The following is a 26,411-nucleotide window of genomic DNA, read 5'->3' as shown; positions in this document are numbered from 1 at the left end:
TTTTTATAATAATAATGACATTACAATTAATAATAATATTTTTCCTAGAGTCTTTTGATAAGGCTATCTTTTTTAAGAAATAATTCTGTTTTTTGAGGGCGAAAAAATTGCCTCAAAATGGGCAAAAAATGAATATTAATTTTTATTTATTTAAAAAAAATATCTAAAAGAAATTTTTAATAATTACCAATTCAAAGTTTAAAAAATGTTGCTTTATGCAAAATAGACCATTTACCTATCTTTTTTACCTGCAGTATTTAGGACTTAGGTATCACGGTTGGCAAAAGCAACCCGGAGTCAAAACGATACAGGGGACGTTGGAAAAGGCATTTCGCTTCGTATTAGGTCATGAGGATTTTACCATCCTCGGGGCAAGCCGGACTGATGCAGATGTTTCCTGTAATCGTGGTGCTTTTGAATTGTTTTTGAAACATGAAATCTCTTCAGATCTTCTCAGTACATTAAATTCATTTCTCCCGTCAGATATCAGGCTCTTGGGGTTTGAGTCTGTTCCCTTGACCTTTAATATTATTCAGGATGTCATTTGGAAAGAATACCGATATCATTTTGCAATTGGGGAAAAATTTCACCCATTTGCGGCAGGAAACCTGACATTTTTTAAAGAAAAACCTGATCTTGATTTGATGAAAAAGGGCGCAAAACTTTTTGTTGGGATACATGATTTCCGGCGATACTGCTCCATCGATAAAGTGACAGATGATTATAGCAGGGAAATTTTAGAGTCTGACATTTGTACCCATTCTGATGCTGGAAAAGGCTTTATTCCGGAAAAAGCTTTCACTTTTTCCGTCAAGGGGAAAGGATTTCTCAGGTATCAGGTTAGGATAATGATGGCGGCTTTGATGGACTTGGGATTGGGAAAAATAACATTGGAAGATTTGAAAAATGCTTTGGATTCAGACCATACAAGTCCTATATCAGTTGCTGTTCCTGCAAATGGATTGGTTTTAGAAAGGGTTGAATTCAAAAAAATAAGGGCTGATAAATTTCAGCCCTTATTCTTACCCTAATCGGTATCTTGATATCTATTTTGTTACCAATTAAAAGGGGAACAAGTTTTCGTTTTTATAGGTCCATAAACTTGTTCATGATATCTTCAGAAATCCCTGTATTGGAATAACCGCCGTCATGAAACAGGTTCTGCATGGTGACCATTCTGGTCAAATCTGAAAACATGGTAATGATATAATCTGCACAAGCTTCAGCAGAGGCATTTCCAAGTGGTGACATGGAATCTGCAAAGTTATAGAAGGTATCAAATCCGCCGATACCTGTCCCCGCCGTAGTTTTGGTAGGGGATTGGGAAATGGTATTTACCCTTACTTTTTTCAGCTTGCCATATCTATATCCATAACCTCTCGCGATGCTTTCCAAAAGTGCTTTTGCATCAGCCATATCGGTATAAAAAGGATAAACTCTTTGTGCTGCTATGTAAGAAAGTCCAAGAATAGAACCCCATTCGTTCATGGCGTCCATTTTCTCTGCTACCTGCATCATTTTGTGAAAAGATACTGAAGAGACATCATAGGATTTTGCAGCCCATTCGTAATTGAGGTCCCCATAGGAGCGTCCTTTACGGATATTTGGGGACATGCCGATGGAGTGAAGCAAAAAGTCGAAGTTACCACCCAAATACTCACGGGCTTCGGTATATAGTTTTTCGATATCTTCCAAAGAAGTTGCATCAGCCGGAATGACGATGGTATTGCATTGCTCTGCCAATTCCTTGATAGCTCCCATTCTCATGGCGATAGGTGCGTTGGTCAATACAAACCTTCCACCCTGTTCGTGTGCCTTGATGGCAGCTTTCCAAGCAATGGAGTTTTCATCTAAAGCTCCTGTGATGATTCCGAGTTTTCCTTTCAATAAATTCTCTGGCATGATATGTTCTTTTGATTTGGTCAAATATTGTGTAAAAATAAGGAAAAAAATAAGATTTGGAGATAAGGGTAGCGTTAGTAGTAATTGTAAAAAGTATAGGGCACCAAGAATTAAGTACCAAGAACCAAGTTTCAAGTATCAAGACGCGAGAATCAAGAGTCGAGAGCTGAGAATTCAAAACCGAGTTCCAAGATGCGAGATAAAGGCATGGGATTAGAAGGGAATGGTAAGAGGAAAATGGAATGAGTGAACCTAAAATTGGCCGAATTACAATGATTTTGAGCTAATCGGTCGAGGGGTTTTTTGAGCACTTTGCTTTCAACCAGCACAATTACTTGAACAAAAGTAAAAAGCTTCAAGTTTGCAGATCATTCTGCCTAACGCAAAGCCCATGTTGGTATAATATTAATTGTTAGCTGTAGTTTTTTCTTCCATTTATAATAAAGTCCGTTAGTCTTAAAATCAGTGGGAAAGTAAGAAATACTAACCATATCATTGTATGTCTTGGGAGGATTTGATATTTGTAATTAAGACCATAAACAATCCCTACATATATTATACAGAGTAAAGAATGCCCAAAGTAAACTTGCTCGTCTGAATATCTGTCAATATGGTCTTTGTTGTTCTCTTTTAGGTCGCGTCTATAATTCCCATGTTTACTTGGGATAAATGCTGCAAGAAGCATGTAGTTTTGCATTATATAAACTGCTGAAACACCTAATAAGAAAAATTGAAGTCCAATATAAAGTCCGTCAGATAGGTATGAGCTTTCAATGTCTGGATTGTTAAATACTCTAAAAATATTATCTACAGCAAACGCAAACATAATTACCGTACTCCAAACACTTAATGTTAATCGCGTTGTTTTCGATAAATGTAGGTTTGTGAAAGCATTTAAAATTGAAAATGCTACTAACAAAAAAGCAATTGTCAATATGGAATAGGCAAACCAATTACGGTAGTTTGTAAATCCATAGTCAATAGTCCAATATACCAATGAAAGTGATAAAAGAAGTGTAATTCCTTCTGTTAGCTTTACGGTTACTCTTTCTTTATGAGAAATTGCAAATGCTAACGCATAGAAAAAAATGAAATAGTAAGGCCAACTTTCAATATGGTTTTCGAAAATGTAAGTGTGTTCTCTTTTCCCGGGAAGAAAATTGAGCAAACTAAAAAAATATGAACCAACAAATATTAATATAACTGTTTTCCAATTGTTCGAAACTCTGAAACTCTCAAATAATAGTCCTGCAAATAGTGCTAATAGACTTACTGAGAATAATTTCCTGTCGCTTACTGAAGCTCTGTAGCCAATATAAAATGTTAATAGCAACCCAATTACTCCCAACGCAATTACTAAATATTTAAGGTCAAACCCTTCTGATTTTTTTCTGGTATTATTTTTTCTATTAGAAGCCAATGAAAGTTTTTTTTATTGTCGCCTTAAAATTACAGCTAACTCGAAAACCTAACATCCTAATAACAATTAGAAATTATCAAGATTCAAGAAATATATCTAACCTAATATCAGTTAACCATATAACCAATAACCAATTAACCAACCAACAATTACAACCATTAGAACAATTACAACCCTTTATCAATTACCTCCCAAGTAACTCCCTCGCGCTTTCAAACGCAGTTGGAGATGGATTGGAACCGGCTATCATTTTGGCGATTTCAAGGATTCTTTCTTCACCTTGCAAAAGTTTGATTTTACTGATTGTCTTGTCCGAACTATTATCTTTAAATACAAAGTAATGTTGGTCGCCTTTGGCAGCCACCTGTGGCAAATGGCTGATGCAGATGACTTGGTGCTGATTGGCGATGTCCTGCATCATCCGGACCATTTGAAGGGCGATTTCACCAGAAACACCTGTATCTATTTCATCAAAAATCAAAGTCGGCAGTGCCATTTTATCAGCCATGATATACTTGATGGCAAAAATCAATCTGGAAAATTCACCACCTGAGGCCACCTGTTTCAATGCCTGTGGTTTGACTCCTTTATTGGCTGAAAAAAGGATATCAATCTGATCCATTCCAGTTTTGGTTGGAGAAACTTGCTGATGTGAAAACTCAACCTGCGCATTTTCCATACCCAATTGATGCAAAAGTTTTGCAAGTTGGGAGGCAAATGGATGAAATGCTGATTTCCTTTTTTCGGAAAGGGCTTTGCCTTTTTCGGTCAATTCTTTCTCTGCGGCTTCTTTGGATTTTTTCAGTTTCTCCAGTTCTTCATCCAGATTCTCCACCAAAAAGACTTTGTCGGCCAATTCGTTTTCCAAAGCGATCAGTGCTTCCACTGTATCCAAACCATGTTTTTTCTGCAGGTGGTAAATTTTGCTTAACCTCATCCTGACAGCCTCAAGCTTTGCAAAATCAACTTCAATCTGCTCATCCTCTTCTTCGAGACTTGCTGAGATATCTTTCAATTCAATCAAAGCGCTTTGAAATCGTTCACCAAATGTCTCAAATCTATGTGCATATTTTGAAAGCTGTTGCACACCTTGATTGGCCAGAGCCAAAAGCTTCAAGGCGCCAAATTGCTCGTCTTCCATTTGGGAAAGGACTTCCTGGATTTTGGACTTGATGTCTTCGGCATTTTCTAAGATTTCCTGCTCACTTTCCAGCTCATTTTGTTCACCTTCCTGAAGTTTCAATTCAGACAATTCCTCCAGCTGAAATCTATTGAAATCAGCCTCTTTCTTCATTTCCAAAGCTTCTTGACTTAGCTTTTCAAATGCCTTTTTTGCAGACTGGAATGACCTGAAAGTTGATAAATAAGAAGCTTTTTCTTGATGGCTTCCCGAAAATGCATCCACCAAATCCAATTGGTATTCACCTTCTCCAAGTTGTAGGTTGTCATGCTGTGAGTGGATATCCATCAGTGCCTTACCAAGGTCTTTCAAGGTTTCAAGCTTTACAGGAGTATCATTGATAAATGCCCGAGATTTACCGTTCGGGCTGATTTCCCTTCTGATGATGCATTCTGGATCAAAATCAAGGTCTTCATTTCTAAAAAAATCTTCCAATCCGTAATCTCCAATAGCAAAATTCCCTTCTACCACACACTTTTTGTCAGGGTTCAAGAGTGCTTTGGTATCTGCCCGATTCCCAAGCAATAGTCCAACAGCTCCCAGCATAATTGATTTACCAGCCCCTGTTTCACCGGTAATCATACTGAGATTTGGGCTTGGCTTCATTTCCAGGCCTTGGATCAGGGCATAATTGGCAATGCTAAGGGAGCGGAGCATTTATGGGTTTGAATTTTTTTGAAAGAAATTAGGAAATATAAGTATCAACCTTTAAGAAGGTCATTGTACCTTTTTGAGTTGTTAGGGTCAATTTTGAGGAGGATTTCTACCGCTTCAGTTCGTGTTTCTTTTGGTGCATTCTGAAGAACCCGCATGATTTCATCTCTTTTGGCATCTAAAAAAGCAATCACAAAAATGCTGTTGGGCTGAGTCGTATTTGCCTCTTCCACCAATTGAAATGCCGTTATCATATTTTGGTAGGCTTCCTCTGGGTTTGTTAAGAGTAAATCCAAGCCTTTTCTATGGTAAAGATATATGGCCTCACGGATTGGTCCGAAAACCGAAGACGTATATATGTCATTGATCAGCCAATACCTGTTTCTCCTATCATTGGGATTTGGTGCCCATCCTGCCCGGTTGGATTGTTGGGCATTATTGACAATTCCGTTTGCAATTTCAAAATAGGGAGTACCCCCTCGTAATGAAAAACTGTCATAATCAAATCCCAAAGCTATGTAAGCGTAGTATGCCAACAAAGAACTGATATTGTTTAAAAATGCAAACCTGTTAAACTCCAAAGGTTGGGAGAGTAGGTATTCAAATCCCCAATTCCGATCTATGAAATTGAGAATCATACTTTCATAGTTTGTTCCATATACAGGCCTTACTGTTTGAATCTGAACAGTAGCATTGTAGACCCCTACTTGTGGCATGTCTGAAATGGTGATCAAAATATTCCCCTTGATTCTTTCAAAGGCCTGAAATTGGTCACCTGTCCATGTTCTGCCATTGAGGAATTGTTCGAAACTGGTTTTCATGTTTTCGAAAATAGCAGTCTCCTGGGTACGTGCTCTTTCACTGTTAATGATAATTGAAAAATTCAATTCTTGAGCAAAAGAGGGGGTTGATATAAAAAAAATCAGAAGTAGTACCGCAAGTCGAATCTTCATGGAGAATGGGTTTTCTTTTAAAGATAACGATATTCTTTTTGTCAGATTTTTACGGGAAGATTTTTAATTTCTCTTAAAATCATCTGAGCGATTTGATCCTTTGGAAGGACTGCAGATTCAAGGGATTTTCCATCTTCGGTAAATATCCTGACCTTGTTAGTATCCAATTGGAATCCAGCACCGGCATCTCTCATTGAGTTGAGCACGATCAAGTCAAAGTTTTTCTTTTGGAGTTTGGTTTTTGCATGAAATTCTTCATTCTCTGTTTCCAATGCAAAACCGACATGAATTTGACTTGGAGCTTTGTTTTTTCCAAGTGTATATGCAATGTCTATGTTTTTAACCAACTCAATGGTCATTCCATCTCCTTCTTTTTTTATTTTTTCTGAAGCTACATGCTTTGGGGCATAATCGGCCACAGCTGCTGCAAAAACACAAATATCCATCTCCTTGTGAAGATTGGATGTAGCTTGATACATTTCTTCCGCACTCCTGACAGGATAAATTTTTATGGAAGGATTTTCCGGCTTTACAGCACCCACACCCAAAATGAGATGAACTTCTCCACCCTGGTCAGCAAATGAATCAGCGATTGCAGCACCCATTTTACCTGAAGAATGGTTGCTGATAAATCTTACAGGATCAATGGCTTCTTGGGTAGGTCCAGAAGTAATCAGTATTTTTTTTCCTTTGAATTCAAGTCCTTTGGCGAAGTGACTGATCACAAAATCAAGAATGTGTTCAGGTTCCATGAGTCTTCCCTGTCCGGAAAGTCCACTTGCCAATTCGCCTGTTTCAGCTTCAAGTATGATGTTGCCAAATGATTTGATTCTGTTAAGGTTTTCCCTTACAGAAGGATGCTGGTACATGTCCAAGTCCATGGCCGGAGCGACCATCACAGGGCATCTCGCGGAGAGGTAGGTAGCAGAGAGTAAATTATCACAAATACCATTGGCAAACTTGCCCAAAGTGTTGGCACTGATTGGTGCCACTAAAAATAGATCAGCCCATAAGCCCAAATCAACATGATTGGTCCATACCCCGGAATTTGGATCGTGAAACCGATGATGCACAGGCCCTTTGGAAAGGGTGCCTAAGGTTAAAGGGGTAATAAAATCAAGAGCAGAAGTACTCATTATGATTTGTACTTCTGCTCCTTCTTTGACAAGAAGCCTGGTAAGGACAGCAGACTTGTAAGCCGCTATGCTTCCTGTGACTCCCAATAAAATTTTTTTCCCCTTTAAAAGCATTATTCAGTTGGTGCCTCAGGACGTCTGAAATACAATTTATCTTCCAAAAACTCCTCCATAGCCAATGAAGATGGCTTTGGCATTCTTTCGTAGAATTTGGAGATTTCGATTTGCTCTTTATTCTCGAATACTTCTTCAAGATTATCCACAGTAGAGGCAAATTCAGAAAGCTTGTTGTTCAATTCTTCTTTCATGCTGGAAGAAATCTGTTTTGCTCTTTGGGAAGCAATATGGATGGATTCATATAAGTTTCCAGATTTTTCAGAAATCTTATCCAAATCTCTAGTGATAATTGATGGATTAACTGCCATATTTTTTTAATTTAAATTGCTGCTTTATTATTTGTCTTTTTCGAGGTCTTCACTTTTATCAGCTTCATTGAGAGCTTTTGCCTTAGCCAACTCATCCTCATATTCCTTTTTCAATGTTTGGTGTGCAAGTAATTCAACTTGGGATTTTTTGACCAATTCATCTACACTGCCAATATATTTGCTTTCAGGATATTTCCTTTTGAACTGCGATGCAAATTTGGAAACATCCTTTAGCCTCTCTTCCTTTTTGTCAAAAACACTCCGTTCTCCATAAGCCAACGACACCTCTACTAATTTATAGCCAAGTTCTTCATTGTGTTTGCTATCTGGATAGCTTTTTGCAAAATTTTGAAAATTGATGATGCATGCCCTGTAAAAATCTCCAGGGTATAAACCTTCCGTAAGTCTGAGGTAAAGCAATGATTCCTGATATGCTTTTTCTTCAAATCTGATCTGAAGGTCCTCGATCATTGCAGTTGCCCTTTCGTATGAATCTGATTCCGGGAATCTGTTGATAAATATCTGAATGGCATTTACCGCATCGTGACTGCTTTTCTGATCAAGGTTGTAATCCGGAGCATCAAGATATAGGGAATATGCATTCATAAACAAAGCTTCTTCAGCCATCGGGCTTCGGTTGTATGTTTGATAGAAAGTATTGAAGTATCCAGCAGATTCTATGTATCTCTTTAATTTAAAATGGCAGTAGGCATAATTGAAATCCGCAAGCTCAGCTTTTTCACTTCCTCGGATTACAGGAAGGACTTTGTCATATAAGATAATAGCTTTATTGAATTCCCCTTCATTGTAATATTTATTGGCCCCTTCATAAAGTTCCTCCCAATTTGTGCTTTTTTCTAATTTATAGAATCCGGAACATCCTGAAATTGAAACAAGGAGAATAAAAGGGATAATGTAAAGGGAGAATTTTTTCATTGCTTTTTGGAGGCGCAAATATAAAGGAATATTCATTTGAAACCAATTATTTAACAAACGGGAGAAGGTCTTACTTCTTTACAACGAGTTTTTTGGTGACGATATTTTTGTTGTCAACGAATAAAGTATAAAAATAAACTCCAGGGTTGAAATCTGCGACATTGATCACAAGGCTCTTTTGAAGTGGATCTAATTGGTATTCAGCAACAGGGTTTCCGATGAAACTGTTGATGCTTATTTTCACAACTGCTTTGGGATTTTTGATCATATAATCAATCTGTGCCATCCTGTTGGTTGGATTTGGATAGGCACCACCTATACTGATATCTTTATGGTTGGTTTCATCTGCACTTGGATTGAATACTTCATATACGGATTCTATCACAAATACATCTCTGATGTTGGTACTGTTATAGAAATGAAGATCAAAGTTTCCTTTGGTTTCTGTGATGCCTAATTCAAACTCAAGGTAAAGGTCTGTAAAGATCTCTCCCGGTTTTAGGCTGATTTTTATTTTGGAAAGGTCTCTTTTCGGGTCAAAGCATTTTTCACCGATACAGATTTTTACATTTTGTGAAGAACCGATATTGCCTCTGAGAAACTTGAGGCTGTATTCTTTTTCCTGGTTACTTTCGTTTTGTATGATCAGGGATTTTCTCTGAGAACTGCCGATGGTGCCACTGAATTCGATGTTTTCGGACAGAACCCTAACCTGTGCTTCCGAAAATAAGGGAAGCATGAACAGGATGCAGGTAAAAAGTAAGAAAATCCGTTTCATGTAGATGTCTATCAATAGGCCTATTCGCTGTGTTACAGTTAAACTTGATACGTATAAATTTAACAAATAGGTTTGGTGTTTTCATACTATGACGGTTAAAAATTGTTAACCTTTTATAAAATTTTTTCAAGGTTAGGCCGTTTGACTTCGGCCATTTAAATTTTGGTTTTCACCATTTTTCATTTAGTTTCCTGATTTTAGTTTTTCCTCTAAAAGTTTTTGTATTTCCTCATCAGTTGGAGGAGGTATGACAGCATCTGGTTCGTTAAAAAAATTAAATCTGTTTTTATCCCTTTTTTTTGGTGTTCGCCATTCATTGATAGCCTCCATAGTCGGTTTTTCGCTTTCTCGCCAATTAAAACCTTCCAATTGTTTGTCTTTTTCTTCTATCATATGTGGAGGTTTGAAGTTGCCCTCGGGTTTAACTAGCCAATTGATCTTCTTTATATTTTCTTCTTCAAAGAACATCATAATATTTGCACAAAGCATTTTGTTCATTCCCCGTAAAAGGGTATCTCCGACAAGATCGAAATAAATGGACTCACCATTGCCCTGGATATGCAACCTGCTGATTTTTTGATCTTTGAAATATCCGGTCATCTTCCTCCCTTTCATTTGGTTGAAATTTCCGATGGTGTCACGGTTAACGGTAAATGCGTTTTGGTTCAGAAACACTTTGTCTATTTCTTCATTTGCAATCAAGAAACTGATACTATCTGCCGTGATCTGACTTTTGTTTTCCCAAATCACGGGGTCTTTGAAAAGATGTATCGTTGAGTCCGAATTGATGTATACCAAGGAGTCAGATTTGCCGTGAAGCTCCGATTTGATGAGCCTTACATTGTGAAAAGCATAAAGGAACCTTTGCGCTGAATCTGCACTCTCTTCAGAAATAAGGGTGTCTGCCGCCACAAACATCGTGTCAGTTTCCATATATTTTTTTACTAATGCATTTCCATATACGATGCTGTATTTTCTGTCCTCCCAATACTTGCCTTCTTCTCCAAAAATCTCAATTTCTCTTTCTTTGTTGTAAAGGCTTACATTGACTTTGCCTTCATAGTATTTATTATTTTCTTCGTAATAGAGGGTTTCTGCATACACCAAACTGGTTTCTGTTTCTACATCCCCATCATAAAACCTGAAAATCTTGTTTTCAGTGTCGTAGAAGCTTCCTTTTTGGGCATTTAAAAGGTGCCCTTCTTTGGAGACAATGTTAGTGACACCAATAGTTTCTGCTGTCTTTGGTATAGTCCTATAGATGAGAAAATCTGTTTTTAAGGTATAATCAGGATTAATCAATATCACTTGGTCTGTAAAAGTGATTTTCTCCAAAGTCGTCTCATAGTTGCCGTTTTCACTCGTAAGTACATTTGTGCTGTCTACTACTTTCCCTTTGTTGAAATAATTAGCCACCCCTGTCGCCCTGTTATAATCCAAAAAATCAGTGTAGAGTGTCGTGGTTTGGTTTTTAAAAACCACATTGTTTCTTAATTTGGCTGTTTTGGTATTTCCATCATATTCAGCATACCTGCTAGTAGTGGTGATTGGATCCACGGTATCTGTAATACGGACACTACCATATAGAATGGCGCGGTTTTCGGCTCTATAAAAATGAGCCGAATCACAGTAAATCAAGGAATTTTGATGCTTCATTCTAACGTCTATCAGCAATCTCTCAAACCCATTGGCCCCTTGAAGCAATTCAGCATTTTGGATCTCCAGCAGATTTTGGGCCTGTAAACCCGGAAGGATTGCCATGAATAGCAGGAAGAGGAGAAATGTGGTGTATTTGAACATTAGAATTTTGAATCAGGCCGCAAATTAACCAAAATTGGTATTTTTGATTTATGGAAGAGCTTTTTAAAAACCACTTACGTTCAAAAAAACTTTTGGATCAAAACAAAATCTACCTACTCGCCATAAGTGGGGGGATTGATTCTGTTTGCCTTGGATATTTACTTCGGTCTTCGGGAATTGGCTTTGCTATAGCCCATGTCAATTTTGGACTAAGGGAAAAGGAGAGCGATGGTGATGAAGCTTTTGTCCGGAGTCTTGCCAAAGAATGGGGAGTTGAACTTCATTTGATCAACACTAATATCAAAGAGTTGGATGAGAGAGAAGGGTCGCTGCAGATGGCTGCAAGAGAATTCCGGTATGAATGGTTTGATCAGGTATTAAAATCAAATGGGTATGAGGCGCTTTTGGTAGCGCATCATGCTGATGACCAATTGGAAACCATTTTCCTCAACTTATTGAGGGGGACAGGAATAGAAGGGATTTATGGGATGTCAGAAGTCAGGGGAGATATTATCCGTCCTTTGCTTGGGTTTTCCAGTGCTGAAATTATATCTTACATGGTTCAAAATTCCCTTAAATGGAGAGAGGACAGCAGCAATCAGAAAAATGAATACAAAAGAAATATCCTTCGAAATAAGGTATTTCCGCTGTTGGAAGAAGGATTTACTGAAGGTCTTAAGGGAATGGATTCAAGTTTCAGTCGATTGAAAGATACGGGAAAGGCGTTTTTTTTCTTGTATGAAAAGTGGAAAAATGAGATGGTGATCAAAGAAGGAGACTACCAATATCTTTCCATCAAAGAAATCGGCAAAATTCCGGGAAAGCATTCCATGTTATATTATTGGTTGAGGGATTTTGGATTTTCATTTGCTGATGTACAGGATGTATTTACCTCCATCGAAAAAGGAGAATCGGGAAAGACTTTCTATGCCGGAGAATCCATGCTGAATAAGGACAGGGATTATTTGATTTTGGGTAAAAACGATTTTGAATGGGAACCCAAAAAGATTGAAATCCATGATATCTCTATTCTGATAAAGGATAAAAAATATGATATCCTTCAACTCCAAGGAGAAATAGATATCGATAAATCTAAGGAAAATGCGATGCTCGATTTTGACAAATTGATGTTTCCTCTTGTGATCAAAAAATGGAAATCAGGAGACAGATTTATCCCGCTCGGAATGGACAAGCCAAAAAAAATCAGTGATTTATTAGTAGATTTGAAAGTGCCTTTGATCCAAAAAAAGCAGGTTTTGGTACTTTGGTCCGGTGGAGAGATAGCATGGGTAGTGGGGATTCGGATTGGGGAGCTTTTCAAATGTGACTCAAAAACAAAAAAAGTACTTTATTTCAAAAACAGGTAAACCATGATCAATCCTTTTTCCAGGACTTTCAATGAAAGTGAGTTAGAAGTTTTTCAGTTTCTTTCTCAAGTCAATTTTTTTGAAAAACTCAAAAACATTGAAATGGCAAGATTTCTGCCTGCTATCCATAACCGGAAGTATTTAAAGGACGAAGTTATTTTCTTCAGGGGAGATCCAAGTCAGGCATTTTACATCATCAAATCCGGGAAAATAAACCTTACAATTGACATCAAAGATTCATTTGAAGTCATCAAAGAATTGGGAAAGATTGAAGCTTTTGGAGAAAATGCCCTTTTGGAAAACACCAAAAGGATATATACCGCCATCGTCGCCACGGATCAGGCAGAATTGATGGTCATACCTCACTTTGCGATTCAGGAGGTATTTGACAGCAATCCAAAAATCAAAGCCAAAGTGATGACCTCCTTGGCAGAATATTACAATGAAAACAACAGGAGACTTTTCAAATCCTATAAAAACTCCTTTGGATTTTTTAATCTTGGTGAGATGTTTGAGACTCCTCAGTAAAAGTGATTTCCGATATTTTGATTCAAAAGTTTCATTCAAAATAGGACTGCAATCATTAATTTGAATTGCAAGAGTTAACATCTAACAGCTAGGTCCGTAAAACCAAACAAAGATTGGGAAAACAAAAGTCCGATTATCAAGTATTCAATCGGAATACTTTATTTAGAAACCTTTGTTTAATAACTTAGCGCCACTTTTGAAAACAATGTTAACACTAAAAATAAACCTTATATCATGACAAAAGTAACCGTAGTTGGTGCCGGTAACGTGGGTGCCACCTGTGCTGACGTATTGGCCTATAGAGAGATTGCAGAGCAGATCGTATTGGTAGACATCAAAGAAGGGATTGCCGAAGGCAAAGCCCTTGATATCTGGCAAAAAGCACCGATCAATCAGTATGACAGCAGAACTGTTGGTAGCACAAATGATTACAGCAAAACCGCTGATTCTGATGTAATTGTCATTACTTCGGGTCTGCCGAGAAAACCTGGAATGACAAGGGATGACTTGATCGAAACCAATGCAGGAATCGTAAAGTCAGTAACCGAAAACCTGGTGAAGCATTCTCCAAATGCGATCATCATCGTGGTATCCAATCCACTTGACGTCATGACTTATCAGGCCCACATCACTTCCGGTTTTTCAAGAAACAAAGTGATCGGAATGGCAGGTATTCTTGATACTGCAAGATACAGGGCATTTATTTCTGAAGAGTTGAATGTTTCTTCCAAAGAAATTCAGGCAATCCTAATGGGCGGTCATGGTGATACCATGGTGCCGCTCCCAAGATACACCACAGTAGCCGGTATTCCTGTAACTGAATTGATTGGGAAAGAGAAACTTGATGCCATCATCGAAAGAACTAAATTTGGTGGCGGTGAGCTTGTCAAATTGATGGGTACTTCGGCTTGGTATGCACCGGGATCCGCTGCTGCACAAATGGTAGAAGCAATCTTGAAAAACCAGAGAAGGGTATTCCCTGTCTGTATCAAGCTTGACGGAGAATATGGTATTGATGATTGCTACTTGGGCGTTCCTGTAATTTTGGGTAAAAACGGCGTGGAGAAAGTTATAGAACTTGATCTGAATGATGAAGAAAAATCCATGCTTGAAGTTTCAAGAGGACATGTAAAAGAAGTGATGAACGTCCTGGACAAGATTTCTTCGAAATAATCTAAATTTTCATTTTTGTAAAAAAATCCCGGTTTATTATCGGGATTTTTTATTTTATTGCTGCCTAGGGGAAAATTTAGCCATTCCCCAAAATGATCGACAATTGAAAAAAATAATCCTCGTCTTTTCTGTTCTGGTTTGTATTGGAGTTGCGGCCGTAATAGTTTGGAAAAATATCCTCAAAGAAACAAACCTGAATGCTTTAGAAGTCATTTCTGCAGAAGCATTGTTTGTTTTTGAAACTCAGGAACCTGTTTTGGCCTGGAACCAACTAGTAAGTCAGCCATTTTGGAAATCAGTTTCAGGAATACCTTACTTGAAAAATGCTGAAAACAATCTTTTGTTCTTGGACAGCCTGGCCGGGAGATCGGGAATCCTTCAAAAAAATCTAAAAGGAAATCAGTTGGCTATTTCCCTTCATCCAACGGGAAAAGAGGAATTTGATTTTTTATATGTTTTGGCCTACCAAAATCCTGAAAGTTTTTATCTGTTAGAAGAAATTGAAAGAAAGATACAAAGCCAAGGGACAATTACTTTAAGGAATTATAGTGAAATAACCATCAAAGAACTTAAAACAAATGGAAATGGCGTGACTTTGACTTATGCCAAGATTGATAACCTTTTGGCATTGAGTTTCACCTCTTTTTTAGTAGAAGATGCCATCAGACATTCTCAAAATGATGGACTTTCTGTTTTCAGCGAACAATATGAAGAGCTATTCAAAGAATTACCGACTTCCAAAGGATTGGGTGTTTTGAGAATTGGGGGCAGCGGCCTATCCGGAATAGCCAAAGTAATCACTCCTGAGAAGAACAATTTTTCTGTTTTGCATCAAGGGAAAACCAAATTGTCCGCAAATTTTCAGATAGATTTTAAAGAAGAAAAAGTATCACTTGATGGTACGATGTTTTTTGATGGGGAAAAAAAACCAAGCCTTAAAAGTATCCCCACTTCTACTATCGAATATTTCAAAAACCTGATCCCAAGCCGGACAGCAATATATTTCCAATACCAACTCGAAGATCCATTTGCGCTTTTTTCAGGATTTGAATCTGATTTCCCTTTCAACAGTACTGTCATTGGGGATATTGAAACCAGACTAATCAAAAAGGGATTCGCAAAATACCTTACAGGGCATATTGCTTTGCTCAATATGGAAAAAATCTCCAATGAGGCTCAGGATAAAATATTATTGCTCAGGACAGAAAATCCGAATGTCCAGCTTGAATTGTTGAAAAAATTTGGTTTAGGGGAAAATCAACAAATAGATATCTTGCAGCTTTCTGACATCCATCAAGGAATTGAAATTTTCGTTATTGGAACCGAGGAGTTCCCAGCCCACTTGTTCAATGGAAATTTTGTGGGTTTTGGTGATACCTATTTCACGATAATTGAAGAGATTATTGTGATGGCAAACAGTAGCAAGGCCATGAAACTTTTTATCGAGGATTGGAAAAAAGGAAAGAATTGGGGAAAGTCTGCAAACCAAGAGGATATCATCCGGAAATTGGAAGAAGAGTCGGGGTTCAGCTTTGCATTGGACGGACCCAAGTTTTGGGATACTATGGAAGAATCCTCCTCCCCGGGTTGGAAATCCTTTTTTCAGAGGTACAAGCAGGAATTAAAAACCTTTGATAAAATGTATTTAAAGACATTTGAAGAGGGCAATGATGCGAAGATCCATATTGAAATCAGTCACAAGCAAACTGACCTTGGTCCTTCCGACGTGGACATTTCTCTGATTGAAAATGTTTCCGTAGCATTTGAAAACCGACTCGTTTTCGGTCCTGTAGGCATCCGTAATTTCAATGACAACAGCGTCGAATTTGTTGTACAGGATGAAATGAACAGGATTTTTCTACTGACCAATGAAGGAGAGGAAGTTTTCTCCTTGGATTTGGATGGTCCGATTATATCTGAGATTTTTCAGTTTGATTTTTATAAAAATGGGAAACTCCAATTGCTTTTTGCCACAAATGATAAGATTTATGCTATTGACAGAACTGGACAGCCTTTGGTTGACTTTCCGCTGACCTATCAGAATGAAACCTTCACCCATCTGAATTTACTGGATTATGAGGGTAACAGGAATTACAGGATTTTTGCATCCACCCAAAAAGGCAACCTCTTTTTGTATGATCAATATGGGGAACTTTTGGAGGGATGGGATCCAAAACCCATTGGATCGCCATTAGCTGTAAAGCCTGCCCACCATAGAGTGGCAGGTATTGGAGACAGGATGTTGGCTTTAGGAATGAAAGGGAATATCCATTTTTTCAATCGAAGAGGCGAAGAAGAGGCAGGTTCACCGGTTCAGGTCAAAGGTGAATTGGGATCTGATTATATATTATTGGAAAGAGGAACCTCAAAGGAAACCCAACTTGTAACTGTTACAAAAGAGGGAGAAGTGGTCATGGTCAATCTTCTCGGTGAGATTACTTTTCGCAACCAATTGTTGAGGCCGGACCGGGAAAGCAGGTTTTACCTTATCAAAGATCAGGAAGAAGGTCGTTATTTGTTTGTTGTACATGAGTACAATAAAATAACGGTTTTGGATGCTGACTACAAGGAAGTCTTTTCAAAACCCATTATGTCTGAGGATTTACAGTTTCAGTATTATACTTTTGGACAGGACAAAAGCATATTTGTGGTTGTCGATAAAGTACAGGAATTTGTTTATTTGTATGACTTTGAAGGTCGTCTGATTAATCCTGTTCCGATAACAGGGAGCCAAAAAGTTGATGTTACGTATTTGCCTAGCCAAAATGAATACCTGATTTACGCAATTTCAGGAAAAGAATTTAAGAGATTTAGTCTCCGCTATTGATCTGTTTGGTTGGAGATGAATTATGCATCCGGAGTCAGTCTCGCCTGAATTCCTTTTCTTAAATCAAAAAAAAACAAAAATGATTAAAGCAGGAAAGTTTGGAATATTGATTTTTTTAATGGGTTTTTATTTCTCAGGATTAAAAGCCCAAACAACTTTAAAGGAACTTTGGGATTCAAAATATGCCCAAAACGGCGAAGAACCTGATCTAAGTACACCATACAGCACAATTCTATTTTTTTTCTTCCATTTGGATGAGGTCAATTACAGTCCTGAAGACGCATCCAAGGCTTTGGAAATCGGTAAAAACAACAATATTGACACGGAAAAATTAGCTGTCCGGCTCAAGCAAATATTTGAGGGAAATGGCATAATTCTAAATTTTTCACAAATTCCCGATGACCCTGATTTCACAGATTCACTGGCTAACAACCAATCCAAATATTTTTTCGATTCCAGACATTTTCCTCAGATTTATCTTGAAAAAAAGGGAGAAGAATGGAAATTCAGCTCCCAAACAGTCTCTCAAATAGATAAACTTTACCATGAGACTTACCCTTATGGCACAGGCAGACTGCTTAATCTCCTCCCCAAACTTGGAACCCAAGTCTACTTTGGAATACATTTTTGGCAGTTGGCAGGGATCTTTATTTTGGTATTCCTCCTTTTTTTATCCCATAAATTGCTCACAGTAGTTTTGGATAAAGGATTGCTTTATTTTCTCCAGAGGTTTGGATATGAATACCTGGGTGAAAAATATTTATTGCCTGTGGCTAAGGTGATGAGCATTTACCTGATCATTGTTTTTTCAGTTTTGTTTATCAGGGTACTTCAGCTTCCTGCTGAATTTGTATCATGGTTGATAAAAATCCTAAATGTCGCAAAACCATTGGTGATCACCATTGTCTTTTATAAGGTTGCGGATATCGTTTCCATGTATTTTTCAAAACTTGCGGAAAAGACAGAATCAAATCTTGATGACCAGTTGGTTCCTCTTTTAAGGAAATCCCTCAAAACGCTTGTTATCATTGTAGGTACTTTGTTTGTGTTGAAAGATGGGCTGGAAATCGACATAGTTCCGTTTTTGACAGGGCTATCGATTGGAGGTCTTGCATTTGCCTTGGCTGCACAGGATACCATCAAAAATTTCTTTGGTTCTATCATGATCTTCATCGACCGACCATTTCAGGTGGGGGATTGGATTACTTCAGGTGAAGTTGACGGAACTGTCGAAGAGGTGGGATTTAGATCTACCAGAATCCGGACTTTTCGCAATTCGGTGATGTATATACCCAATGGAAAAATAGCCGATGCTACCATTGATAACCATGGACTAAGGCAGTACAGGAGATTTTATTGCACCCTGACTATCACTTATGATACGCCTTCTGATTTGATAGAGACTTTTGTTTTGGGATTGAGAAAAATAGTAGAAGCTCATCCGGATACTCGCAAGGATGTATTCAATATCTACTTTAATAACCTCTCAAGCTATAGTCTTGACATTATGTTTTACATTTTTTTTCAGGTTCCTACCTGGCAGGAGGAATTAAAATGTCGTCACGAAATATTGATTCAGATAATCAACCTTGCCAATTCTTTGGGAGTCAGGTTCGCCTTTCCTACCCAGACCATGCATATGGAAAGCTTCCCTGAAAAAAAATCACTTGCTCCTTCGCAAAGCAATGACATGAATTTTTATAAAGCCCGGTTACAGGAATTTTTGGATAAGGAACTGACAAAAAAGGAAACCTAATTTTGAATTTTGAGTCTGTTTTTTAAAAAGTTCATCTTGCCATTCTCTTCTAGGGTGGCTACGATGATTTCAAAATCCCCTGATATTTCTGAGCTAAAGATTTGAATAGAATCCTTCAAATTCAATGAAGTTTCCCAATACAAAGTGCTCCTGAAATCCGGAAAACTTGACTCAGTCGGGTTTTGATTTAAATGGATTGACTTGGGTTTTTTTATTTTTTGGATTTCAGGGTAGTTGAGATATAATGCATTGGAAGGCAATTGAAAACTCCCAAAATCATTCTTGAAAGAGGTGAAACTCATCACGCCGGAATATTTATCCTGATTGAAAGAAAATTCACGGGTCATTACCTCCAATTTCTTGAGGTTCACAGGATTGAAAGCTGCCAGTGCATCGGTATCAAAAACCGGCATGGCATCTATCATGATCAACGGATTTTCTTGAAAAACAGAACCCAAAGGGCTGTTTAGTACTTTAAATAAGGTTTTTTTGTCCTGCTTCCTCACCAATACTTCCGGCACATACTCCCGGAGTGTGACTTCAAGGTTTTCAAACCGGGTATAATCGTCCAGTAAATAGGTTTTGTCAGCATCAAATCCGATCACAATAGGAGCAAACTCCACAGAGTCTTTGGAGTAATAATAGGTGCTAACCTGTCCTGCAGTGATCAAATCAGAAATAAAATCCCTATCTTTTTCTTCTAGTTTCAGTTCTGGAAATACAAAATCCTTTTTGAAGACCAAAGGCAAAAAAGGCAATTCAGGAGAGAAATTGAGCTGCTTTTCTATGTCTGAAGATTGTGCTATCAGGTATTTGTAGGCCTTCAATGCCCCGATTTCAAAATAAAGATCTCCGTTTTCCTTGGGTTTGGCGGAACTCAAAAATGATTGAACGCCATGGGTCGATAGGAAAAAAGTTTCTGTAGTATCAATCTCTGAGTTCAAATTTTTTCCGTGGACAATATGCCCATAGGGTTCAGGAATGAGTTCCAAGGTTTTGTCGATTTCCTGGTAAATCTCACCTTGGTAATAGCCTGAATGGGTTTCTGGCAAGAATGGATTTGATATAGATATAGAAATCGAAGACACTTTCCCCAAATTTGAATTGGAAAGATCAAGCCGAGTACTTGATTTTTTTGGAAAAGAAACCATCTCTTCTTGACCCAAAGTTGAAGGCTTTATGGATGGGTAAATTCCTCCTATTTGTACCAAAGCCTTGGACTTGGTTGGTTTTTTTGGATTGATGACAGTGACAAATTGGTTGAAAACACCGTTTTGGCTCATCTTTGGGCTGATTCGTGTATAGAATCGCAAAATGTAATGGTCTGATTCCAGGTCTTTGGGTATTTCAAGATATCCGTCAGACTTACCGTTTTGCATGGGGTAAACTATTTGATGTACAGCTATCCCGTTTCTGTCCACCAATTCAGCATAGCCGATTTTCGAGTAAAAATTTTGATCAATATCCATGGCGGACATAGAAAACCAAATCGTTTCACCCGTGACCGCTATATTTTTGGAAATATGGGCAAATACAGATTCTTCCACCTTGGTTTGGCCCCAACTTATCTTGGGCATCACTGTGAAAATAAAGAACAGAAGGGCAATCAATTTCTTTGGTGTCATTTTTTGAATATTAATCTTCCCAAAAATCAGGCTTGATGTTGGTTCCTCTCAAAGTACAGTCAGTACATTCTTTTGTTGCAGCCCTGAATCCGATGGTAGTGGTCACCACCACAACCGGAATGACAGGTATTCTTGCACCGGATGCGAACTCCCTTTCATAATCTGAAATAAGAACAGTGTCTTGGTCTAGTCTGCAAAATTCATATTCCTCTATAAAATATGGCCAAGGTGCCACATCTGCTGCATTGATATAGATTCTTTTGGACGTCGATGTCCCCATACTGACTATTCCGATTACATTGTCCCCATTGGGATCAACAGATTTGATGTTACCCCTGATAAGTGAGGGTAATGGACTGAAAATCCCGCCGATATCATCAGAATTTTTTCTCAAAATCTCCCAAAAGTCGTAAGTCTCCTGGTTTACTGCTCTTTGACGTACATTGATACTTAAGCGTTCGGTCAATTTTTCCGACCTTTTTGGTATCCTGACCAACTCCCTCTGAAGAATGGTATTATTTGCAAATCGGGAGGCGTTCTGTAAGATGATTTTCGGAAATAAATTTGACTTCCAGCAGAGGTCTATTTTCTGGTCAGCTTTTCTAAATTCTACATCTTTTGTTGCCGGATTGAAAAAAAACTGACTTCTGACTCCGGGTCTGAAAATCCAGTCTTCTTGATAATCCCAAAGGAAATATTGGGCTTCCTCATTGCCTTTTGTACTGACGAATATTTCTACTCCTTCTTGGTCATTCAAAAACCCAAGTTCTTCAATCTCAGGAGTGATGATTGGGCTCATCGGGTCTGAAAGATATCTTTTGCCATTAAGTAGGTTGATCCCCAATTGGTAATTTAATTCCTGATCAAAAAATCCTGAAAAAGTATAAACTCCTGTTTGGGTCTCCTGAAAAGACCACTCTTCACCTGATTCTGATCTAAGAAATACCGCTGCACCTGACTCAGGCCTGAAGCTTTCGCCGCTACGGATTGGATTAGTCCTGCTTAATGTGATTTCTGAAATTTCCCCGCCTGTTTCAATAAATCCCTCTACCACTAGGACAGCAAGGTCTTGGTCAGTCACCTCAGGGTCAAAGGGATCTCTACATCCTGATAAAAATAGGATTGCCAAAGCTAGGCTTTTGATAACATGTTTAATATTTCTGTTCACTTAAAACCTCTTTAATTATTTATTTAAGGACTGTCAATCTTCCCAAAAATCAGGCGCTTTATTGTTTCCACGCAGCGTGCAATCTGTACATTGTTTGGTAGATGCACGATATCCAAGAAAGAACATCCCGTCAAAGACCTCCCTTGCCGGTACCCTGTCAATATTGTTAAATGCTGTCACCGCTTCATTGGGCGGAATGGTATCAGGAAGTACAAAGCAGAATTCATATTCTGGTATAAAAACTCTCCAAGGCTGTACATCTTCATAATCAATATAAATCCTTTGGCTGGCAGATTGGCCCATGCTTACATATCCAATGGCATCCTCATCACCTGGGTTGACAGCTTTGATGTTACCCCCAATCAGCGAGGGCAGGGGACTGAAAATGCCCCCGATATCATCAGAGTTCTTTCTCAAAATTTCCCAAAAATCATAAGTAGCCTGGTCTATGGCTCTTTGCCTGACCTTGATGCTATACCTTTGGGTCAATTTTTCAGACTCGTTTGGTATTCTGACAAGTTCACGTTGGATGATGGTATTGTCTTCAAAACGGGCTGAATTCTGTAGAATGATTTTTGGGAAAATGTTACTGTTCCAACAGAGGTCAATTCTTTCATCAGGTTCTCTTCTGACAACCTGCCCTCCTTCAAATTTGAGGAATGAAATCACCCCAGGTCTGAAAATCCAATGTTCCTCATAATCCCAAAGGAAGTATTGGGCTTCATCCGTGCCTTTGGTACTGATGAATATTTCGACACCCGCTTCATCTCTCAAGAAATTCAGCTCATTTATCTCAGGAGTGACAATAGGCTTTATGGGGTCGGAAAGATACTGTTTGCCATTGGGAAGATTGATCCCCAATTGGTAAGTATTGTCAGTATCAAAGAAACCTGAATAGGAATAGGTTCCGGAATCAGTTTCACTGAAAGACCACGATTCCCCTGTACTGGAAATCAGAAATACAGAAGCATCGATCACTGGTAGTGCAACAGAATCACTTCTTATCGGGTTGGTTCTGCTCAAATAGATGGTGGATTCTTCTCCATTTGTTTCTATGTATCCCTCTACTACAAGGATTGCAATATCTGCATTGGTCACTTCAGGTTCAAAGGGGTCACGGCAGCTTCCCCACAAAAAAAGCAACAAAACTGCTACAACATAGGATAACCTCTTTCCCATCAGATTCGGAAATTATAAGTAATGAATGGAATCGGTTCAGCAAAAATGGATAATTGATACCCTTGTAAAATTCCGTTGACAGGAGTGAAATATACCGAGTAAGGATTCCTTCTTCCAAGAAGATTGTATACTCCGATTGACCAGGATGAATGGGCGAGTTTTCTGACTTTATGGTTCCCCTCAATGTTGATGGAGAAATCAATTCTGAAGTAATCCGGAATCCTGTACGCATTTCTATCTGAGAAATAAACCCGCTCCGAACCCCCATAATTGAACTTGGCAACTGGCAATGTGATAGGTCTTCCGGTGCTGTAGTTGGCATTAATGGAAGTGCTGAAGCGCTTGCTCAAAGCATAATTACCCACCAAGACAGCATTGTGAGGTTGATCAAAGTTGTTAGGATACCATTCTCCTCCATTGATTTTCTCGGCCATTTCATCCTGAGCAGTTCTCAACAAAGACCGAGAGTAAGTATAGCTTATCCACCCATTGAGCTTTCCGGTGTTTTTTCTTAACAAAAATTCCGCACCATATGCCCGTCCTTCTGTCCTGAGGACACTTTGCTCAATGGCATTATTCAAAATCAGGGATGCGCCTGACCGGAAATCGATGAGGTTTTTCATTGACCTATGATAAGCTTCCACCGAGAACTCAAATTTATCTACTTTGATATTTCTATAGTATCCGATAGAAACCTGATCTCCCCACTGTGGGCGGATATTTGGATCACTCAGTTTCCAAATGTCAGTCGGTGCAATGGCTGCATTATTGGTCAGCAAATGGATAAACTGCCTGTTGGTATTGTATCCTGCTTTGATGGAGGAAATATTGTTGAGGCTATACCTAGCAGAGATTCTGAACTCGGGACCGCTGTAAGTTTTGATGGTTTGCCCTCCGTTGAAAGTCGTTTCACCGACTAAGTTGGGTGGTGATATTGGCAAACCCGGTTTATATTCCCGGATAGTATTGGGTCCGAGATAGTTGTAAACAGCGTAACGCATCCCGAAATTGATGGAAAATTCATCTGTCACTTCGAAATTGTCTCCGATATAGATGGAAGTCTCAAGGGCCTGTTCGGGATTTACTTCCTCGGGAACGACAATGGATTCTGCACCTGCAGGTTCGATGAATCCCGGATTTAGTCGGTATCTGATGGTATTGAGTCCAAAAGTAAAAGTATGTCTCAAGTCATATTCATAGGAGAAATTGGCTTTGAAAAAATCCTGTTTGATGCCAAATCCGAAATTGTATCCATTGGACGGATTGTCTCTGCCTTCAATACCAAATTGGTAATGGTCTCTACCCGCTACAAATTCGCCTTCCAACCGGTCACTGAAGTAATGGGTCCAACCCAAATTGATGCTTCGGTTTTGATACATAAAGGTAGTATCCCGGTCAAATGCAAATCTGTCACTACTCCCGTAGGTGTTTAACCTGATGATGTTTTTGTCATTCAGCTTATGGGAAACATTGAGGTTTAAGTCATAGAAATTTGCCCTACCATCTTTGAAATCGGTGTTTTCTTCCAAAATATCCAAAAGCCAATCAGAGTACGTAGACCTTGCCCCAAGTGCAAAAGTCGTTTTTTCCCCAACAGGGCCTTCCACCGAAATCCTGCCTGTCAGCAATCCGATTCCTCCCCGAACGGTAATTTTTTCATCATTGCCGTATTTGGCATGCACATCCAAAACTGAGGAGAGCCTTCCACCATATTGGACAGGAATACCTGCTTTGTAGAGGTCTACAGATTCCACCAAGTCAGGATTGAAGGCGGAAAACAGACCAAATAAGTGTGAAGGATTGTAAATCGTGGCGTGATTGAACAGAATCAGGTTTTGGTCGGCAGCGCCTCCTCGGACGTTGAATCCAACGCTAGCCTCCCCGACGGTCTGCACACCCGGAAGGGTCAAAATGCTCCTGATGATGTCTACCTCTCCCAATATGGCGGGAATCTGCCTCATGGTTTCCATGTTCAGTTTTTGAACGCCCATCTCCGGACGGGAGATATTGGTCATTTTTTCTGAAGAAATGGTAACCTCTGAGAGGGAGATGATATTCTCCTCGATGGCTACATCCAAAACGCCGTCCCCCTGAAGACTAATCTGCCTTTGTTCCACAAACCCACCAAGATTTTGGATGAAAATAGTATGTCTTCCTAATGGAAGCTTGATTTCAAATTGACCGTCCTGATTGGCAATGGCGCGGGTATAATTGATTTTTTCAAAAATCACCGCACCAAAAACAGGGTTTCCGGTTTCCAATCCTGTAACCTTTCCCCGCAATACCGCTTCTGTTTTTCCTGAATTATCTGGCTTGCCTACGACATAAAGCTTATTTCTGGAAAAAGCCCTGTCAATGTCTGACTGTCTCAAAAGACTGTCCTTTTCCTGTTCGGATACCCTGGAAAAAAAATCCTTGGGTAATGAAGTGTCCAGTGCGGTTCCTTTGCTGATAAAAACCCGATGATTTTCATCCACATGATATTTCAGTTCAGTTCCTTCAAATACTCCTGACAGAACCTGCTCGATGGTGTTGTCCTTTGCACTGATATTGATGACCAAATCAGCCACATCTTCTTTGGAATAATAAAACTTATAAGAAGTTTGGGATTCTATTTGCTGCGTAAATCGCTCAAAACTTAAACCTGGAAATAACCCAGAAATCCTTTCCTCACTTTGTTTGATCTCCTGAGCCGAGGTTCTTGGAATGGAACAAATCACACAAAAAACGAGCAATGCCAAAAGCTTATTCATGTGCAGATTGGTTATATGATGCTACCAAAAAAGACAAGTAGCTCCGGCGGTCATTCCGATAATTCATGCTTTTTTCTTTGGCACTGCGATTAATTTCTTTTTTGTTTAGCCCCAATACAGAGATGGCTTGTCCCTTACTTTTTATGTGATAAATCTTTTCTCCATGTTGGATCAAAAAATCTGACTTTTCTAAAAAAATACTGCTGTATTGACTCATTTCTCTTTTGGCTTTGGTTGTTTTGAAGAATTTGCACAACAGATTAGCTTTATTTCCTTCCTCGACCAATTCATAAAATCCCTTTCCGTGGTGACTATACTCAGGATTATCCCGAATCCGAATAAATTTGAATTTATCAGGTAGGGTAAAGCCATCTATCTTGTCGGTCTTGATCAATGTTTTTTGTTTATGGACAGGATGAAAAGTAATCACTTCGTCTGTAAATGTATTATAGAGCAAAGGGACATTTTCATAAGTCAGTCCATTGATAGTGAGGCTCCCGTATTCAAAATTTTTCGATTTAAAATAAGGGTATCCTTCTATGGTTTGGGGCGGATCTACATAGTATCCGCCGCTTACTATTTCCTGGTGGAGTGGGATATTTGCCTTGTAGGCATCTTCTAATTCTTGAGACGACTGTGCTTTGAGATTTGAGACAAGACAAGCGCAGAAAGCGAGAAGAAAAAAAATGGATTTCATAGGTTTTTATTGGGAGTAATGATAATTGGAAATCAATATATATAAAAAAAACACGGTGAAAACAGAAGTATTTAGGATTTATACAAAAGGTAAATTTTTATAGATATGGTACATTATTTTTAAGCATAATTGCTGAATTTTAAAATTCTTGAAA

At 38.7% G+C, this 26,411-nt stretch carries 20 protein-coding genes; 6 read left to right on the top strand and 14 right to left on the bottom strand.

Annotated elements, in window-relative coordinates:
- The first annotated feature begins 215 nt into the window (after positions 1-215).
- Positions 216-1,031: a tRNA pseudouridine synthase A gene (locus tag NU887_RS19245; protein WP_258425018.1), complete on the top strand. Its 816-nt coding sequence runs from the start codon at positions 216-218 to the stop codon at positions 1,029-1,031.
- Positions 1,032-1,086: 55 nt separating this feature from the next.
- On the opposite strand, the gene NU887_RS19240 is transcribed toward NU887_RS19245, so the two are convergent.
- From NU887_RS19240 to NU887_RS19200, 9 genes are all read right to left on the bottom strand, one after another.
- Positions 1,087-1,902 (bottom strand): enoyl-ACP reductase FabI, encoded by an 816-nt coding sequence (locus NU887_RS19240; protein WP_258425017.1) that lies wholly within the window; start codon positions 1,900-1,902, stop codon positions 1,087-1,089.
- 412 nt (positions 1,903-2,314) lie between these two features.
- A complete protein-coding gene (locus NU887_RS19235) occupies positions 2,315-3,322 on the bottom strand; it encodes a hypothetical protein (protein ID WP_258425016.1) in 1,008 nt (335 codons plus the stop codon).
- A 184-nt stretch (positions 3,323-3,506) separates the two neighbouring features.
- The gene (gene recN / locus NU887_RS19230; protein ID WP_258425015.1) at positions 3,507-5,159 is read right to left on the bottom strand and encodes a DNA repair protein RecN; all 1,653 of its coding nucleotides are present in this window, start codon (positions 5,157-5,159) and stop codon (positions 3,507-3,509) included.
- Between the two features lie 44 nt (positions 5,160-5,203).
- The gene (gene porD / locus NU887_RS19225; RefSeq protein WP_258425014.1) at positions 5,204-6,109 is read right to left on the bottom strand and encodes a type IX secretion system protein PorD; all 906 of its coding nucleotides are present in this window, start codon (positions 6,107-6,109) and stop codon (positions 5,204-5,206) included.
- Between the two features lie 41 nt (positions 6,110-6,150).
- Positions 6,151-7,359, bottom strand: coding sequence for a bifunctional phosphopantothenoylcysteine decarboxylase/phosphopantothenate--cysteine ligase CoaBC (gene coaBC / locus NU887_RS19220; protein ID WP_258425013.1), 1,209 nt, complete (start codon positions 7,357-7,359; stop codon positions 6,151-6,153).
- A complete protein-coding gene (locus NU887_RS19215; RefSeq protein ID WP_258425012.1) occupies positions 7,359-7,670 on the bottom strand; it encodes a DNA-directed RNA polymerase subunit omega in 312 nt (103 codons plus the stop codon). The genes coaBC and NU887_RS19215 overlap by 1 nt, the downstream gene beginning before the upstream one ends.
- A gap of 27 nt (positions 7,671-7,697) precedes the next feature.
- Positions 7,698-8,606: an outer membrane protein assembly factor BamD gene (locus NU887_RS19210; protein WP_258425011.1), complete on the bottom strand. Its 909-nt coding sequence runs from the start codon at positions 8,604-8,606 to the stop codon at positions 7,698-7,700.
- A 70-nt stretch (positions 8,607-8,676) separates the two neighbouring features.
- A complete protein-coding gene (locus NU887_RS19205; RefSeq protein WP_258425010.1) occupies positions 8,677-9,384 on the bottom strand; it encodes a T9SS type A sorting domain-containing protein in 708 nt (235 codons plus the stop codon).
- A gap of 183 nt (positions 9,385-9,567) precedes the next feature.
- The gene (locus tag NU887_RS19200; RefSeq protein WP_258425009.1) at positions 9,568-11,184 is read right to left on the bottom strand and encodes an OstA-like protein; all 1,617 of its coding nucleotides are present in this window, start codon (positions 11,182-11,184) and stop codon (positions 9,568-9,570) included.
- Positions 11,185-11,234: 50 nt separating this feature from the next.
- Here NU887_RS19200 and tilS point away from each other — a divergent pair, with 50 nt between their 5' ends.
- The 5 genes from tilS (at position 11,235) to NU887_RS19175 (ending at position 18,835) form a co-directional block, all read left to right on the top strand.
- Positions 11,235-12,551, top strand: a complete 1,317-nt coding sequence (gene tilS, locus NU887_RS19195; RefSeq protein ID WP_258425008.1) for a tRNA lysidine(34) synthetase TilS — start codon at positions 11,235-11,237, stop codon at positions 12,549-12,551.
- 3 nt (positions 12,552-12,554) lie between these two features.
- Positions 12,555-13,079, top strand: a complete 525-nt coding sequence (locus NU887_RS19190) for a Crp/Fnr family transcriptional regulator (RefSeq protein WP_258425007.1) — start codon at positions 12,555-12,557, stop codon at positions 13,077-13,079.
- Positions 13,080-13,313: 234 nt separating this feature from the next.
- Positions 13,314-14,252: a malate dehydrogenase gene (gene mdh, locus NU887_RS19185; protein ID WP_258425006.1), complete on the top strand. Its 939-nt coding sequence runs from the start codon at positions 13,314-13,316 to the stop codon at positions 14,250-14,252.
- 103 nt (positions 14,253-14,355) lie between these two features.
- On the top strand, positions 14,356-17,079 hold the full coding sequence (locus NU887_RS19180) for a hypothetical protein (protein WP_258425005.1): 2,724 nt from the start codon (positions 14,356-14,358) through the stop codon (positions 17,077-17,079).
- Positions 17,080-17,158: 79 nt separating this feature from the next.
- Positions 17,159-18,835 carry a mechanosensitive ion channel family protein gene (locus NU887_RS19175; RefSeq protein ID WP_258425004.1) on the top strand — a complete coding sequence of 559 codons (1,677 nt, stop codon included), beginning with the start codon at positions 17,159-17,161 and terminating at the stop codon, positions 18,833-18,835.
- Here the strand turns inward: NU887_RS19175 and NU887_RS19170 are convergent.
- From NU887_RS19170 to NU887_RS19150, 5 genes are read right to left on the bottom strand one after another with little or no spacing between them, the layout of a single operon-like run.
- On the bottom strand, positions 18,832-20,460 hold the full coding sequence (locus tag NU887_RS19170) for a hypothetical protein (RefSeq protein ID WP_258425003.1): 1,629 nt from the start codon (positions 20,458-20,460) through the stop codon (positions 18,832-18,834). The genes NU887_RS19175 and NU887_RS19170 overlap by 4 nt on opposite strands.
- A gap of 10 nt (positions 20,461-20,470) precedes the next feature.
- Entirely contained in the window at positions 20,471-21,628 is a 1,158-nt protein-coding gene (locus NU887_RS19165) for a DUF4249 domain-containing protein (protein ID WP_258425002.1), read from the bottom strand.
- Positions 21,629-21,661: 33 nt separating this feature from the next.
- Positions 21,662-22,807 carry a DUF4249 domain-containing protein gene (locus tag NU887_RS19160; protein WP_258425001.1) on the bottom strand — a complete coding sequence of 382 codons (1,146 nt, stop codon included), beginning with the start codon at positions 22,805-22,807 and terminating at the stop codon, positions 21,662-21,664.
- Positions 22,807-25,560: a TonB-dependent receptor gene (locus NU887_RS19155; RefSeq protein WP_258425000.1), complete on the bottom strand. Its 2,754-nt coding sequence runs from the start codon at positions 25,558-25,560 to the stop codon at positions 22,807-22,809. Before NU887_RS19155 ends, NU887_RS19160 begins: the two co-directional genes overlap by 1 nt.
- Positions 25,553-26,257: a hypothetical protein gene (locus tag NU887_RS19150; protein WP_258424999.1), complete on the bottom strand. Its 705-nt coding sequence runs from the start codon at positions 26,255-26,257 to the stop codon at positions 25,553-25,555. Before NU887_RS19150 ends, NU887_RS19155 begins: the two co-directional genes overlap by 8 nt.
- Between the last annotated feature and the right edge of the window lie 154 nt (positions 26,258-26,411).

The organism is Aquiflexum gelatinilyticum (assembly GCF_024741135.1).
In the GTDB taxonomy this organism is placed as follows: Bacteria; Bacteroidota; Bacteroidia; order Cytophagales; family Cyclobacteriaceae; genus Cognataquiflexum; species Cognataquiflexum gelatinilyticum.
Note: the sequence above shows the minus strand (reverse complement) of the source record. Positions and strands in the feature narration are given on the sequence as shown.

What these genes read in the sequence shown, in the direction of transcription:
- NU887_RS19245 (WP_258425018.1), top strand. Translation starts at nt 216, where the DNA reads ATGCAAAATAGACCATTTACCTATCTTTTTTACCTGCAGTATTTAGGA.
- NU887_RS19240 (WP_258425017.1), bottom strand. Translation starts at nt 1,902, where the DNA reads ATGCCAGAGAATTTATTGAAAGGAAAACTCGGAATCATCACAGGAGCT.
- recN (WP_258425015.1), bottom strand. Translation starts at nt 5,159, where the DNA reads ATGCTCCGCTCCCTTAGCATTGCCAATTATGCCCTGATCCAAGGCCTG.
- porD (WP_258425014.1), bottom strand. Translation starts at nt 6,109, where the DNA reads ATGAAGATTCGACTTGCGGTACTACTTCTGATTTTTTTTATATCAACC.
- coaBC (WP_258425013.1), bottom strand. Translation starts at nt 7,359, where the DNA reads ATGCTTTTAAAGGGGAAAAAAATTTTATTGGGAGTCACAGGAAGCATA.
- NU887_RS19215 (WP_258425012.1), bottom strand. Translation starts at nt 7,670, where the DNA reads ATGGCAGTTAATCCATCAATTATCACTAGAGATTTGGATAAGATTTCT.
- NU887_RS19210 (WP_258425011.1), bottom strand. Translation starts at nt 8,606, where the DNA reads ATGAAAAAATTCTCCCTTTACATTATCCCTTTTATTCTCCTTGTTTCA.
- NU887_RS19205 (WP_258425010.1), bottom strand. Translation starts at nt 9,384, where the DNA reads ATGAAACGGATTTTCTTACTTTTTACCTGCATCCTGTTCATGCTTCCC.
- NU887_RS19200 (WP_258425009.1), bottom strand. Translation starts at nt 11,184, where the DNA reads ATGTTCAAATACACCACATTTCTCCTCTTCCTGCTATTCATGGCAATC.
- tilS (WP_258425008.1), top strand. Translation starts at nt 11,235, where the DNA reads ATGGAAGAGCTTTTTAAAAACCACTTACGTTCAAAAAAACTTTTGGAT.
- NU887_RS19190 (WP_258425007.1), top strand. Translation starts at nt 12,555, where the DNA reads ATGATCAATCCTTTTTCCAGGACTTTCAATGAAAGTGAGTTAGAAGTT.
- mdh (WP_258425006.1), top strand. Translation starts at nt 13,314, where the DNA reads ATGACAAAAGTAACCGTAGTTGGTGCCGGTAACGTGGGTGCCACCTGT.
- NU887_RS19175 (WP_258425004.1), top strand. Translation starts at nt 17,159, where the DNA reads ATGATTAAAGCAGGAAAGTTTGGAATATTGATTTTTTTAATGGGTTTT.
- NU887_RS19170 (WP_258425003.1), bottom strand. Translation starts at nt 20,460, where the DNA reads ATGACACCAAAGAAATTGATTGCCCTTCTGTTCTTTATTTTCACAGTG.
- NU887_RS19160 (WP_258425001.1), bottom strand. Translation starts at nt 22,807, where the DNA reads ATGGGAAAGAGGTTATCCTATGTTGTAGCAGTTTTGTTGCTTTTTTTG.
- NU887_RS19155 (WP_258425000.1), bottom strand. Translation starts at nt 25,560, where the DNA reads ATGAATAAGCTTTTGGCATTGCTCGTTTTTTGTGTGATTTGTTCCATT.
- NU887_RS19150 (WP_258424999.1), bottom strand. Translation starts at nt 26,257, where the DNA reads ATGAAATCCATTTTTTTTCTTCTCGCTTTCTGCGCTTGTCTTGTCTCA.